The sequence below is a fragment of the Cellulomonas sp. SG140 genome (assembly GCF_025770785.1).
In the GTDB taxonomy this organism is placed as follows: domain Bacteria; phylum Actinomycetota; class Actinomycetes; order Actinomycetales; family Cellulomonadaceae; genus Cellulomonas.
Map to the genome: position 1 here is coordinate 54,106 of NZ_JANZLA010000004.1, position 12,599 is coordinate 66,704.

The 12,599-nt window shown below is 72.2% G+C and carries 12 protein-coding genes; 7 read left to right on the forward strand and 5 right to left on the reverse strand.

Annotated elements, in window-relative coordinates; all coding sequences use genetic code 11:
* Positions 1–447 (forward strand): hypothetical protein, encoded by a 447-nt coding sequence (locus N0B34_RS08965; protein WP_263731031.1) that lies wholly within the window; start codon positions 1–3, stop codon positions 445–447.
* Positions 448–505: 58 nt separating this feature from the next.
* A complete protein-coding gene (locus tag N0B34_RS08970) occupies positions 506–1,504 on the forward strand; it encodes a DUF4380 domain-containing protein (RefSeq protein WP_263731032.1) in 999 nt (332 codons plus the stop codon).
* Positions 1,505–1,511: 7 nt separating this feature from the next.
* Here the strand turns inward: N0B34_RS08970 and N0B34_RS08975 are convergent, their stop codons facing one another.
* From N0B34_RS08975 to N0B34_RS08990, 4 genes are all read right to left on the reverse strand, one after another.
* A complete protein-coding gene (locus N0B34_RS08975; RefSeq protein ID WP_263731033.1) occupies positions 1,512–2,501 on the reverse strand; it encodes a zinc-binding dehydrogenase in 990 nt (329 codons plus the stop codon).
* Positions 2,498–2,926: a MarR family winged helix-turn-helix transcriptional regulator gene (locus N0B34_RS08980; protein WP_263731295.1), complete on the reverse strand. Its 429-nt coding sequence runs from the start codon at positions 2,924–2,926 to the stop codon at positions 2,498–2,500. The genes N0B34_RS08975 and N0B34_RS08980 overlap by 4 nt, the downstream gene beginning before the upstream one ends.
* Positions 2,927–3,081: 155 nt before the next feature.
* Positions 3,082–3,636 carry an ABC transporter substrate-binding protein gene (locus N0B34_RS08985; protein WP_263731034.1) on the reverse strand — a complete coding sequence of 185 codons (555 nt, stop codon included), beginning with the start codon at positions 3,634–3,636 and terminating at the stop codon, positions 3,082–3,084.
* A 165-nt stretch (positions 3,637–3,801) separates the two neighbouring features.
* Positions 3,802–4,827: a LacI family DNA-binding transcriptional regulator gene (locus N0B34_RS08990; RefSeq protein ID WP_263731035.1), complete on the reverse strand. Its 1,026-nt coding sequence runs from the start codon at positions 4,825–4,827 to the stop codon at positions 3,802–3,804.
* 189 nt (positions 4,828–5,016) lie between these two features.
* Here N0B34_RS08990 and N0B34_RS08995 point away from each other — a divergent pair, with 189 nt between their 5' ends.
* From N0B34_RS08995 to N0B34_RS09015, 5 genes are all read left to right on the forward strand, one after another.
* Entirely contained in the window at positions 5,017–6,444 is a 1,428-nt protein-coding gene (locus N0B34_RS08995; protein WP_263731036.1) for an ABC transporter substrate-binding protein, read from the forward strand.
* A 111-nt stretch (positions 6,445–6,555) separates the two neighbouring features.
* Positions 6,556–7,482, forward strand: a complete 927-nt coding sequence (locus N0B34_RS09000; RefSeq protein ID WP_263731037.1) for a carbohydrate ABC transporter permease — start codon at positions 6,556–6,558, stop codon at positions 7,480–7,482.
* Between the two features lies 1 nt (position 7,483).
* Positions 7,484–8,398: a carbohydrate ABC transporter permease gene (locus N0B34_RS09005; RefSeq protein ID WP_263731038.1), complete on the forward strand. Its 915-nt coding sequence runs from the start codon at positions 7,484–7,486 to the stop codon at positions 8,396–8,398.
* Positions 8,399–8,454: 56 nt separating this feature from the next.
* Complete coding sequence (locus tag N0B34_RS09010; protein ID WP_263731039.1) at positions 8,455–10,689, forward strand: glycoside hydrolase family 2 protein; 2,235 nt, start codon at positions 8,455–8,457, stop codon at positions 10,687–10,689.
* Between the two features lie 183 nt (positions 10,690–10,872).
* Positions 10,873–11,637 (forward strand): hypothetical protein, encoded by a 765-nt coding sequence (locus N0B34_RS09015; protein WP_263731040.1) that lies wholly within the window; start codon positions 10,873–10,875, stop codon positions 11,635–11,637.
* A gap of 34 nt (positions 11,638–11,671) precedes the next feature.
* Here N0B34_RS09015 and N0B34_RS09020 read toward each other — a convergent pair whose 3' ends face one another.
* On the reverse strand, positions 11,672–12,550 hold the full coding sequence (locus tag N0B34_RS09020) for an SDR family oxidoreductase (RefSeq protein ID WP_263731041.1): 879 nt from the start codon (positions 12,548–12,550) through the stop codon (positions 11,672–11,674).
* Between the last annotated feature and the right edge of the window lie 49 nt (positions 12,551–12,599).

The following is a 12,599-nucleotide window of genomic DNA, read 5'->3' on the forward strand; positions in this document are numbered from 1 at the left end:
GTGCCGCCCAGCCCGCTCGCCGGCCAGGCGGGCACCGCCCTGGTCCTGGTGGTCGTGGTGGTCCTCTGCGGTGTGCTGGTCGGCACGTTCGCCGTGTTCTACCGGCGGTACCGCGTGTTCACCCGCGGCCTGCGAGGCACGGCGATGGTGGTGGACGTGCGTCCGACGGGGGTCTGGCAGCAGCGGTCGGTCACCGAGGCTCCGACGGACACCGTCGTGGTGGCCACCGCGGCGATGCCGCGAGGTGTGCCGGTGAACCAGAAGGTGCCGCACGGCCAGTACCAGCCCGGTCAGGTGGTCGCGGTGGTGCAGGCACCCGGACGGCCGGACGTGGTGCTGCTGGACCGGCCGGACCTGGAGCGTCCGATGTGGGCGGTGTTCCTCCCCCTGGTGCTGCTGGTGGCGGCCCCGGTCATCACCCTCGTCGGGGTCAGCCACCGCGGCTGACCGAGCGGCCGATCTGCCACCATCGACGCGAACTCCGACGAGAGGTCAGTGATCATCGATGCCGGCGTCGATACGAGGCAGCGTTCCCGAGCTCACCCGGACCACGGGAGACGACGACCGGCTCGAGGTGATCCGTGCGGCGAACGACGAGCTGGAGCTCGCCTTCCTGCCGGGCGTCGGCGGCCGGCTGATCTCCCTGCGGTGCGGCGGAGCCGAGCTGCTGTGGCGCAACCCGGAGTACCTGGACGCCGACCTGGCGACGGTGCGGCCCCGGACCACCTGGGCGCCGCTGACTGACGCCATGGGGTCGTGGGCGAACGTCGGCGGCTCGAAGACCTGGCCCGCTCCGCAGGGCTGGGGCTCGCCGGACGAGTGGCCGGGTCCGCCGGACGGCGTGCTCGACTCCGGCCGGTGGACGGTCAGCGACGAGTGGTCGGAGGAGCTCGACGGGCTCGTGGTGCGGCTGACCAGCCCGGACGACGCGCGCACCGGCTTGCGGGTCGAGCGCCGGCTGGTGGTCCCCCGCTCGGGCACCACCGTCCGGCAGCGCAACACGTTCACCAACGTGTCCGACCGACCCGTGCGGTGGTCCGTCTGGGAGGTGTGCCAGGTGGACACGGAGGCGTTCGCGCACCAGGCCGGGGGGTCGGTCGAGGTCGGCTCGGCCGGCGGCGCGGCGCCGATCTCCATGGTCGAGTCGGACGGCGCGATCGACGTCGGGCCCGTGGTGGACGGGTTCCGGGCCGTGCAGGTGAGCGACGTGGTGGCCAAGGTGGGGTTCACCGACGCCACAGGCTGCGTCCGCTACCGGCGCCCCGACGGCGCCGGGATCGACCTCGTGTTCCCCGTGGAACCGGCTGCGGTGTACCCGGACGGCGGCTGCCAGGTGGAGCTGTGGATGCAGTACCCCACCGCTGCACCGATCGGCTCGCTGGAGGGGCTGCACCCGTCGGCCCGGCTGGTGGAGCTGGAGATCCTGTCACCGCTCCACGAGCTCGCTCCCGGCGCGAGCGCGTCCTTCGACTTCTCGTGGACCGTCCACGGCCCGCGCGCCTGATGCCGGGTCATCCGGCGGACAGCAGCACCACTCCCTTGCCTCCCACGACGCCGGCCTCCATGTCGGCGTGCGCCCGGGCGATGTCGTCGAGCGCGTAGACCTTCCCGACGGGGACTCGGGCTCGGCCCGCCGCGACCGCATCGAGGAAGTCCTGCAGCACGGCCGGCGGCAGGTCGGCGGCGTCGCCGGAGTAGGCGGTGAGGCGGACGCCGTTCGGCAGCCAGTCCATCGGGTAGAACTCCGGGATCGTCCACCGGTCGGAGAGCATGCCGGTGAAGCACACCGTGCCCCCGGGCCGGACGGCGCGCAGGGTGTCGCGCAGCACGTCGGAACCGACCAGCTCGACGGCTCCGTCGACGCCGCCGGGAACCAGGTCCCGTACCTGCTCGGCGACGTGACCGTCGTCGACCAGCGCGTGGTGGGCACCGGCCTGCTCCAGCAGGGTGCGGCGCGCGGGTGAGCGCGTGGTGGACAGGACGGTGAGGCCCTGCAGCCGGCCGAGGACGGCCAGCGCGAGTCCGACGGACGACGTGCCGCCGCGGACCAGCAGGGTGTCCCCGGCGGACGGCCGGACGCCGACGGCCAGCGACCCGTACGCCGTCTGCAGCATCTCCGGGACGGCGCCGAGCACCTCCCACGGCAGGTCGCTGCGGAAGGGCACCACCTGGGAGACCGGGACGACGACCTGCTCGGCGTAGCCGCCGTCGAAGGTCCGGCCCATCCCGCCCATCATCGCCATCACCTGCGTGCCGACGGCCAGCTCACCGCCGGGGGCGTCCTCGACCACGCCGGCCGCCTCGAGTCCCGGGATGCGGGGGAACGACCCCGACCACGCCTGACCGCTGCGGAAGTGCAGCTCGGAGCGGTTGAGGCCGAAGGCGTGCACCCGGGTCAGCACCTGCCCCGGCTCCGCGCGCGGCAGAGGAACGTCGCGGACCTGGAGCACCTCGGGGCCGCCGGGCTGGTCGACGACGACGGCGCGCATCGTGCCGCTCATCGGGTCGCCGCCGGGACCCGCTCGAGCGTGGTGAGCAGGTGCTCGAGGATCGTCGTGACCGCGGCTGCGGCCGGCTCGTCGCCCAGGTGCTCCTGCAGCGCTCGGCCGACGACCGCCGTCCCCTCCTCGAGCGCCGCCTCACCCGTGGCCGTGAGGGTGATCAGCGAAGAGCGGCGGTCCTCGGGGTGGGCGGAGCGCGTGGCGAGGCCGTCGCGCTCCAGGCGGTCGACGAGCTTGCTCGCCGCCCCCACGGTGATGCCGAGCTCGGTGCGCAGCTCCTGGACCCGCGCGGTGCCCGGGTGCCGACGGAGCACCCGGAGCGCCGAGAGGGTCCCCAGCCGAACGGTGCCGGCGGCGGCGAGCCGGTCGTCGAGGTGGTTCCAGAGCGTGGTCTCGTAGCGGACCAGCACGTCGAAGAAGTCCATGCTCACCGCAACATGATGTCACGTCACTAGATTCCCGGTGATCAAGTGGCGAGCGCGGTTCGGGTCCGAGCTGGTCAGGAACGCGAAGGAGCCGAGGACCCGTAGGCCCTCGGCTCCTTCCTTGCGCGCGGACGGGTGCCGTCAGCGCGTCACGGTCACAGACCCAGCAGGTGGTTCAGCAGCGTGGCCAGGCCACCGGTGCCGGGACCGTCCAGCAGGTGCGTCACCGAGCACAGCAGGTTGCCGAGCAGGTTGCCCGGACCGGGCTGCGCGGTGATGTCCAGGTTCACCTGGTTCAGCGCCACGTTCAGGCCGAGCAGGTTCAGGTTCAGCGGGCCGAGCTGCAGGTTCAGCACGTTGCAGCCGCCGGCGGTCGACGCGCCCGTGACCGGCACGTTGGTGAGCGCCAGGTTGCTGACGGTCTGCGTGACGACTCCGGCCGCGTCGGTCAGCGTGCCGTTCAGCAGACCGCTGACCACCAGCTGGCCGTTCTGGGTGGTGAAGCCCGTCGGCGTGAACGTCCCGGTGAACGTGCCGAGGCCGGGGATGGCCTGCGTGATGGGCGCCGTCGCCAACGCCTGGGTCGTCGACGTGGAGGACGCGGCCGTCACGGCGGTCGGTGCGGGAGCCGCCAACGCCGGGGCGGCGAACGCGAACGAGCCGAGCAGGGCAGCACCCGCGGCGGCGGGGGCAAGGAGACGGTGCTTCATGAGAGAACCTCCGGTGTGACCTGAGCCACATAGCCTTCAGGGACCTTTTCGACGGTAGGTGCGCCTGAGACGTGTGCAACCGGGCGGCGGCGCCGTCGTCCGGCGCCGAGGGGCGACCACCCAGGTCAGCGGCGCGCCACGCCCGGGAGAAATTCCTCGCGGGTCTCAGGTCCCGGCGGGGCCCTCGCCGGTGCTCTCCCGGGGCAGCAGGACATGCGGTGCCAGCGCCTCTTGCGCCGGCGAGTCCGGCTCGTCGATGCGGGCCGCGAGGCGGTCGACAGCCGCGCGCGCGATGAACGGGATGTCCAGCGACACGGTGCTCAGCGTGGGCCGCGAGTACCGGCCCTCCTCGATGTCGTCGATGCCGATGATCGCCACGTCGTCCGGCACCGAGAGTCCGGCGTCGAACACCGCCCGCATGGCACCCATCGCCATCAGGTCCGAGTAGCAGAAGATCGCGTCCGGCCGGTCGGGTGCGGCGAGCAGGGCCTGCGCCGCGGTGTAGCCGTCGGCCCGGCTGTACCGCGGGGCGGGCCGCAGGAGGTCCGGGTCCGGCGCGAGGCCCGCGTCGCGCAGGGCGTCCTGGTAGCCGGCGGTCCGCTTGCGGGGGGTGGCGTAGTCCTCCTGCGGCTGGGCACCGATCGCCGCGATGCGGCGCCGGCCGAGCGAGACGAGGTGCGCCGTGGCGTCGTAGGCCGCACGCTCGTTGTCGATGGCCACGTGGTCGTACCGGCCGTCGAAGTCGTGCTCGCCGAGCAGCACCAGCGGGATGGACCGCCCGGCGCGCATCTCCAGCAGCTCGGTGGCGGTGACGAGAGGGCTGAACAGGATGCCGTCGAACAGCATGGTCCGGTCGGCGCCGGTCAGCAGCCGGCGCTCACGCTCGTGGTCGTCACCGGTCTGGTCGATCATCACGCGGTAGCCGACGGCGGCCGCCGCGTTGATCACCTCGCGCGCGAGCTGGGAGAAGTACGGCACGTCGATCTCGGGTACGACGAGGGCCAGCACGCCCGTGCGGCCGGTGCGCAGCGTGCGCGCCACCGGGTTGGCGCGGTAGTCGAGCTCCTCCATCGCGGCGAGCACGCGCTGCCGCATCGCCTCGCTGACGTGCTCGTACCCGCTGACCACGTTGGACACCGTGCGCATCGAGACGTTCGCCGTGCGGGCGACGTCACGGAGGGTGGCGGCCATCGAACTCCCCTGCTCGTGCTCACGCACCTGGTCGGACGCGTCCCGTACACCCTGGCGGCAACCGCCGCGCAGCAGCGTGGGAATCGCGGGCCCAGCCTACTTGCCAACGTGTGCAAAGGCGAGCTACGTTTGCGCACGTTGGCAAACGGCGCGACGATCGGCCGTCCCCATGTCCACAAGGGAGTGTTCATGCACCAGGCACTGCCGCGGCGACCTCGTCAGCCGCACGACCTCGCGGGCCGGGCTCGCGGCCTCCGCCGCACCTTTCCCGCCGTCCTGACCGCCGCAGCGGCCGCCGTCGCGCTCGCCGCGTGCGGCCCCGCCGTCACCGCGGGCGGCGCCGGCGCCACCGGCACCGCGTCCGCGGCCAACCCGGACCAGCTCCAGGCGCCGAGCGACGCGAGCCCGTCCGGCTCGATCACCATCTGGGACCGCTCCGGCGACCTCTACAACGTGTTCGACGCGGCGATCGCGGCGTTCAACAAGAAGTACCCGAACATCAAGGTCAACCACCAGGCCGTCGACATCAACGCCAAGCTGCAGAACACCCTGATCACCGGCAGCGACGTGCCGGACGGCGTGTTCCTCGACGACGCGCTCGTGGCGGGCTACTCGGACTACCTCTGGGACCTGAGCGGCGTACTGAAGCCGTACGTCAAGGACATCGCGAAGCAGAAGGTGGACGTCAGCACCGTCAAGGGCGGCATCTACGGCGTCCCGTTCGACCTGGACCCGGGCCTGCTGTTCTACAACGACACCGCCCTGCAGAAGGCCGGCGTCGACGCCACCAAGATCCAGACGTACGACGACCTGGTCGCCGCCGCCAAGCAGTACAAGGCCGCGGTGCCGGACGCCAAGCCGATCCACCTCGAGCAGACCGGCTTCCTGGGACAGCTGCAGCTGGAGATGTACGCCAGCCAGCAGGGCACCAGCCTCGCCGACGCCGACGGGAAGCTGCGCCTGGACTCCCCGGCGTACAAGCAGATCCTCGGGTGGCTGGACTCCGTGCAGAAGCAGGGGCTCGGCACCCGGGCGGAGTACCTGAGCCAGAGCGACGTCGGCGCCCTCGACTCGGCCAAGGAGGTGTTCTACCCCTGGTCCATCTGGTTCGACTTCGCCCCCGAGCAGCAGCTGAAGACCACCAAGGGTGACTGGCGGGCCATGCCGCTTCCCGCGTGGAGCGCCGGCGGTGCGCGGTCCGGGGCGATGGGCGGCTCGTCCTTCGTCCTGCCGAAGGCGGGGAAGAACTCCCAGCTGGCGTGGCTCTTCTACCAGTTCCTCATGTTCGACCCCGCCGGCTACACCGCCGTCTACGGGCCGAACAGCGTGTACCCCAACGGCCTCGACACGTCGATCCCGGCCTACAAGCCGGCCGCCGACCCGGCGAAGCCGCTGTTCAAGCCCTCCCCGGCGCTGGGCAACCAGGACCTGTGGAAGACGGCCATCGAGGCGGGCAACCAGATCCCCGGCGGCACGCCGATCCCCAAGTGGTGGGCCGGTGCCGTCGACTACCTGGGCAACGACGTGCAGAAGATGCTCGACGGGTCGATGACGCCCCAGCAGGTGATCGACCAGTCGACGGCGGACATCCAGAAGAACCTGGTCGACCGGCAGTAGCCCGCCGGTGACGCCGAGCCGGCGGTCGGCAGCCCTCTGGCCGACCGCCGGCCCGGCACCCAGGACAGCGCCGGACAGCGCCCGACAGCGCCCGTCTGAGAGGACCCTCCGATGACCCTCGGCTCCGTCGTCACCGACGTCCCGAGCCGTCCCGAGCCGCGGCGCGGATCGCACCGCTCCCCGCTGCGGCGCCGGCTGGCGCCCTACGTCTTCGTCCTGCCGTTCCTCGCCCTGTTCGTCGCGTTCAGCGTCTACCCGATGCTGTTCACGCTCCGGCTGAGCTTCACCAACTGGCACGGCGCCCGCGCCCCGCAGTGGGTCGGCTGGGGCAACTACACGTACCTGCTGACCAGCCCGTCGTTCTGGCAGTCGCTGGGCAACTCGGCGGTGCTGTGGCTGCTGATCGTGCCGGTGCAGCTGGTGGTCGGCCTGCTGGCCGCCGTGCTGCTGGACAACGCCCGGACCCGGATGCGCGGGTTCTACCGGGTGGCGTTCCTGGTCCCGTTCGTCACGCCGCTCGTCGCCATCGCGCAGATCTGGGTGGTGGTGTTCGACAAGGACTACGGCGCCGTCAACGGCGTGCTCAAGCTGCTGGGCCTGCCGGCGGTCGGGTGGCTGGTGACCAGCGCGTGGGCCAAGCCGACGCTGGCGCTGCTGTTCCTGTGGAAGACCACCGGGTTCATCGTGATCATCCTGCTGTCCGGGCTGCAGTCCATCGACGGGTCGGTGTACGAGGCGGCGGCGCTGGACGGCGCGCACCGCGCCCGGCAGCTGTGGTCGATCACCGTGCCTCTGATGCGCCGGACGCTGATGTTCGCCCTGGTGATGCAGACGCTGGCCGTGTTCCAGATGTTCGCCGAGCCCTACGTCGTCACCAAGGGCGGCCCGTACAGCTCGACGACGACGGCCGGGCTGCACCTGTACAACGCGATCACGCGGTCCGACCTGGGCACCGGGGCGGCGAACTCGTTCCTGCTGGTCGTCGTGGTGATGGCCCTGTCCCTGATCTTCGTGCGCCTGCTCCGGTCGGAGGACTGACATGACCACGCTGACCGCACCGGCCCGGCCCGCGGCCGCTGTGCCCGGCACCACGCCCCGTCGTCCGCGGCACCGCGCCCTCGGGTCCGTCGGGTCGCACGCCTTCCTCGGCCTGCTGACCCTCGCCTTCCTCGCCCCGGTGGTGTGGGCCGTCGTCTCGGCGTTCAAGCCCGCCGGCCAGATCGTCAGCAGCCCGCTGGGCCTGGACCCGTCGCAGCTGACGACGCAGAACTTCACCGCGATGTTCACCGACGTGCCGATCGGACGCGGGTTCCTCAACACGCTGATCGTGCTGGCGGTGAAGGGCTCGATGACCATGTTCTTCGCGCCGCTGGCCGCCTACGGGTTCGCCAAGTACCGGTTCCCGCTGCGGGACGCGCTGTTCGGCACGGTGCTGGTGACGCTGATGCTGCCGACGATCGTGCTGATCATCCCGTTGCTGCTGGAGATGAAGGAGCTCGGCTGGGTCAACACGTACCAGGCGCTGATCCTCCCGGGGGCGGTCGACGCGTTCGCCATCTTCTGGATGCGCCAGGTGATCGCGGCGGTGCCCGACGAGCTGATGGACGCGGCCCGTGTCGACGGCTGCGGGGAGTTCGGCATCTTCGCCCGGATCCTCGTGCCGGTGATCCGGCCCAGCCTGGCCGGCCTGGCGGTGCTCACCGTGATGAACATCTACAACGACTTCGTCTGGCCCGTGGTGATCGCCAGCTCGCAGCGGATGGCGACCCTGCAGGTGGTGCTGTCCACCCTCGCCCAGAACATCAGCGGCAACCGGATCGGTGCGGACTACGCGACGGTCACCGGTGAGCTGCTGGCCGCCAGCTCGGTGGCCCTGGTCCCCCTGCTGCTGGTGTTCGTCGTGCTCCAGCGGCACTTCATCAACGGGATCATCGCCGGAAGCGTCAAGGGCTGACCGGTCTCCTGCTCCTTCCCCTCGTCCCACTGCCGACCGTGAGAGGTCCAGCCCCCATGAGCCCTGCGACGCCGAGCGCGACCGACGTGGTCGCGGTCCCCGCCGAGACGACGGAGCCGAGTGCGCCGAACGCGCCGGTGACGTCCTCCACCACCCCGAGCGCCTCGACGGCCGCGCCCGCCGGCGTCGTCGTCCCCAAGCCGGAGTACCCCCGCCCCGACCGCGACCGGTCCGCTGCCTGGCTGACGCTGAACGGTCCCTGGGACTTCGAGTCGGAGTACGGGACGACGACGATCACCGTGCCGTTCGCCTGGGAGACCGAGGCGTCCGGCGTGCAGCGCACCTGGTTGGAGCGCGGCACCTACCGCAGGTCAATCGCCGTGCCGGCCGAGTGGGACGGGTCGCGCGTGCTGCTGTGCTTCGGCGCGGTGCACCACCAGGCGCGGGTGCTGGTGGACGACGTCGAGGTGGGCGTGCACGTCGGCGGGTACACGTCGTTCGAGCTGGACGTGACGACGGTCGCGGCACCCGGGACCTCGGTGGTGCTGACGGTGGAGGTCGAGGCACCGGCCGACAAGCGGTCGATCCCGCACGGCAAGCAGCGGTCGATCCCGCGCGACGACTACGACGGCGTCTCGTTCACGCCGACCTCCGGCATCTGGCAGAGCGTGTGGCTGGAGGCGCGCGGCCGCTCGTACGTCGCCGAGTTCGCGCTGCGCGGCGACTCACTGACCGGCATCGAGGTGTCGGGGACCGTGGTGGGCGACGAGCCGACCACACCCGTGCGGGTGCGGGTGCTCGACGAGGCTTCGGGGACGACGGGAGCCGACGGCTCGTCGGGCGCGGCTGGCTCGGCCGGCGCCACGGCCCTGGTGCTCGAGCCCGACGCCACCGGCCGCTTCGCCGGCCGCCTCGAGCTGACCGACCCGCACCTGTGGTCGCCGGACGACCCGCACCTGTACCGCGTCGAGCTCACCACGGGCACCGGCGCAGGCGCAGCCGCCGACCGCGTCGTCGCCACCACCGGCCTTCGCCGCATCGCCGTCGAGGGCGACCACCTCACGCTCAACGGTGAGCGCCTGTACGTGCGCGGCGTGCTCGACCAGGGCTACTGGCCCCGCACGGGCCTGACGGCGCCCGACGACGACGCGCTGGTCCTCGACCTGGAGCTGGCGCGCCGGCACGGCTACAACCTGGTGCGCAAGCACATCAAGCTCGAGGAGCCGCGCTGGCTGCACCACGCCGACCGGCTGGGGATGCTCGTCTGGTCGGAGCCACCGGCGCCGAGCCGGTACTCGGTCGAGGCGGCGGCCGCGTTCGAGGCGCAGCTGCCGGACCTGGTGGAGCGGGACGGCAGCCACCCGTCGATCGTCGTCTGGGGCCTGTACAACGAGGAGTGGGGCCTGGACTGGGACATCCCCGGCAGCCCGGAGCGCGCCGAAGCGGCCGCCCACGCGTACGACGTGATGCGGCTGCTGGACGCCAGCCGGCCGATCGTGGAGAACTCCGGCTGGTCGCACGTGCGCACCGACCTGGTCGACTGGCACTACTACGACGCGGACCCGGCGGCGTGGGCGGCCAACGTGGCGGCGCTCGCGGACGGCAGCCGCGAGGACTTCCCCGTGATGCTCGGCCCGGACTTCACCGTGGACAAGTCCCTGTACGGCTCCTCGGACCACCCGCGCGCGGGCATCCCCGTGCTGAACAGCGAGTACGGCTCCGGGTTCACCAACCTGGAACGTGCCTGGCACCTGCGGTGGCAGACCCAGGAGCTGCGCCGGCACGACCGCTTCGCGGGGTACGTCTACACCGAGCTGGCGGACGTGGAGCACGAGATGGCGGGCCTGGTGGACGCCGACCGCCGCGAGAAGGACCGTGGCGGGCTGGACCCGGCGGACGTGAACGCGACGACGGTGCTGGTGCTGGACGTCGTCCCGGCTGCCGCCGGTGCGGACGTGCCGGTGCCGACCCAGCCGTGGGACCTCGTCGCGCGGGTGTCCCACCACGGGCCGGCTGAGGTGCGGGGGCGGGTGCGCGCGGCGTGGGTGTCGGCCGGTGCCCCGTTCGGTGCCGAACCCGGCACCGCCGCGGCCGAGTCGGGTCCGGTCGGCGCCGAGCCGTTCGTGCTCAGCAGTCCGACGACGATCCGGGTGCCCGCGCCGGGGCCCGTCGCGTCGGCGCGGCTCCACGTCTGGCTCGCGGACGACGCCGGCGCCGTGCTGGCGCGCACCTTCGTCGACGCCGGCCCCATCGAACGCCCGAACCGCCGGGGCGCCCGTACCACCGGCTGATCTAGGTCGGTGGGAGGCGAGCGTCTCTCCATGTGAGCCGATGCGTTGGGCCTGTTGGGTGACGCTGCGAGACCTGCGCCGCGGGGCGCCGAGAGCGGATGTGCGAATCCCGCCGACCACGACGCGCCCACTGCTAGATTCCGCGCGCTTGATGCCGCTGGTTCACCACCGGGCGTGCCAGGAGTGGAGGGAACCGACATCGTGCGCGTGACCCGGATCGCGGCGGTCGTCCTCGTGCTCGTCGGGGGCCTGGCCGCCTTCATCGGCAACCTCCCGAGCAGCCACTCGGACAGCGGACCCGGCGTCGGCCCTCAGCCTGCAGGAGCGGCCGTCAGCATCACCAGCCTCCCCGCGCCCGGCGGCAGCACGCCGGTGACGGTGGCCGGTGTGACCGTCGACCTGCCGAAGGGCTTCACCAGCACGACGACGTCGCCGGCCATCGGGGTCAAGCAGCTCGTGGTGCATGATCCCTCCCGGACCCAGGCGGTTGCCACGGTGACGGTCACGCAGATGCTCCGGGCCGACGACGCCGCCGTGGACAGGGTCTCCCGGAGCACCGAGGCGAAGATCGCCGCCCAGCGGGGCTGGTCCGGCCTCTCGCTCTCCTCGGCGACGTGGACGGGCTTCCCGTACGCGACTGCGATCCGCGGCACCCTGACCCATGACGACGGTTCCAAGAGCGAGCTGCTCTTGGTCAACGTGCGGGACGGAAGCAGCACCAGGGTCGTCGGTGTCTCGGTCGATGCGGCGTACGGGCAGCTCGAAGCCTCGGCGGGGTTCGCCATCCTTCGGACCATGCGGTTCTCCGGACCGAGCGGCTCGCTAGGCCCGCTCGCCGGCGTGGCGAGTGAGGGCGTGATCGTCACGGCGGTCGTGATGCTCTTCGGCGTGCTGGTCGGGGTGTTCGTCCTCCTGCTCCGGCGGTACCGGCGCCGGGGTGCGCCCTGAGAGGTGCTGCGCTTCCCTCCTAGGTCGATGGTCATCAGGCCGGGTAGTCGCCCGTCGCCAGGTCCTCCAGCAGGCTCGGGTGCGTCGGCGCCCAGCCGAAGCGCTCGCGGGTGAGGGCTGCGCTCGACGGCTGGTCGATGCCGAAGATCGTGCCGAGAAAGCCGAAGCTCTCGGCCGGCACCTGCTCGACGGGCAGCCCGAGCTGGCGGCCGATCTCGTCGGCCAGGGACCGCATGGTGTCGCCCTCGTCGCCCACCGCGTGCAGCACCGTCCCCGGCTCCGCCTTCTCCAGCGCCAGGCAGAACAGGTGCGCGGCGTCCAGCCGGTGCACGGCGGGCCAGCGCTGCGAGCCGTCGCCGACGAACCCCGAGACGCCGGTGCGGCGTGCGGCGTTGATCAGGAATCCGGCGAAGCCGAACGCGACACCGGCCTGGTGCACGGAGCGGGGCAGCCGGACGACGGCGCTGCGCACGCCCTGCTCGGCGAGATCGATCACGTGCTGGGCGTTGACGCCGCGACCGCCGGCGGTGCCCTCGTTGGCCACCGTCTGCTCGGTGGTGACCTGACCCGGGACGGCAGGGGTGCCCGAGGCGATGACCAGGGGCTTCCCCGTGCCGACGAGCGCCTCGCCCAGCGTGCGGGTCGCGGCGCCTTCCTGCGCGATGGCGCCGGCGAAGTCGGTGAAGTCGTGGCCGAACGCGAGGTGCATCACGCCGTCGGCCTGCTGCGCCCCGGCCCGCAGGACGTCCGGGTCGGAGATGTCGCCCCGCAGCACCGACCCGCCGGCGGCCGTGAGGCGCTCGGCCGACGCCTCGGACCGGGCCAGGCCCAGCACCTCGTGGCCGGTGGACAGCAGCTCGGCGACGACGGCAGAGCCGATCCCGCCGGTGGCACCCGTGACGAAGACGCGCATGAGGACCTCCAGGTCTCGAAGCCGCCATCGGAGTGATGCGACTTGTGTC

What these genes read in the sequence shown, in the direction of transcription:
- N0B34_RS08970 (WP_263731032.1), top strand. Translation starts at nt 506, where the DNA reads ATGCCGGCGTCGATACGAGGCAGCGTTCCCGAGCTCACCCGGACCACG.
- N0B34_RS08975 (WP_263731033.1), bottom strand. Translation starts at nt 2,501, where the DNA reads ATGAGCGGCACGATGCGCGCCGTCGTCGTCGACCAGCCCGGCGGCCCC.
- N0B34_RS08980 (WP_263731295.1), bottom strand. Translation starts at nt 2,926, where the DNA reads ATGGACTTCTTCGACGTGCTGGTCCGCTACGAGACCACGCTCTGGAAC.
- N0B34_RS08985 (WP_263731034.1), bottom strand. Translation starts at nt 3,636, where the DNA reads ATGAAGCACCGTCTCCTTGCCCCCGCCGCCGCGGGTGCTGCCCTGCTC.
- N0B34_RS08990 (WP_263731035.1), bottom strand. Translation starts at nt 4,827, where the DNA reads ATGGCCGCCACCCTCCGTGACGTCGCCCGCACGGCGAACGTCTCGATG.
- N0B34_RS08995 (WP_263731036.1), top strand. Translation starts at nt 5,017, where the DNA reads ATGCACCAGGCACTGCCGCGGCGACCTCGTCAGCCGCACGACCTCGCG.
- N0B34_RS09000 (WP_263731037.1), top strand. Translation starts at nt 6,556, where the DNA reads ATGACCCTCGGCTCCGTCGTCACCGACGTCCCGAGCCGTCCCGAGCCG.
- N0B34_RS09005 (WP_263731038.1), top strand. Translation starts at nt 7,484, where the DNA reads ATGACCACGCTGACCGCACCGGCCCGGCCCGCGGCCGCTGTGCCCGGC.
- N0B34_RS09010 (WP_263731039.1), top strand. Translation starts at nt 8,455, where the DNA reads ATGAGCCCTGCGACGCCGAGCGCGACCGACGTGGTCGCGGTCCCCGCC.
- N0B34_RS09020 (WP_263731041.1), bottom strand. Translation starts at nt 12,550, where the DNA reads ATGCGCGTCTTCGTCACGGGTGCCACCGGCGGGATCGGCTCTGCCGTC.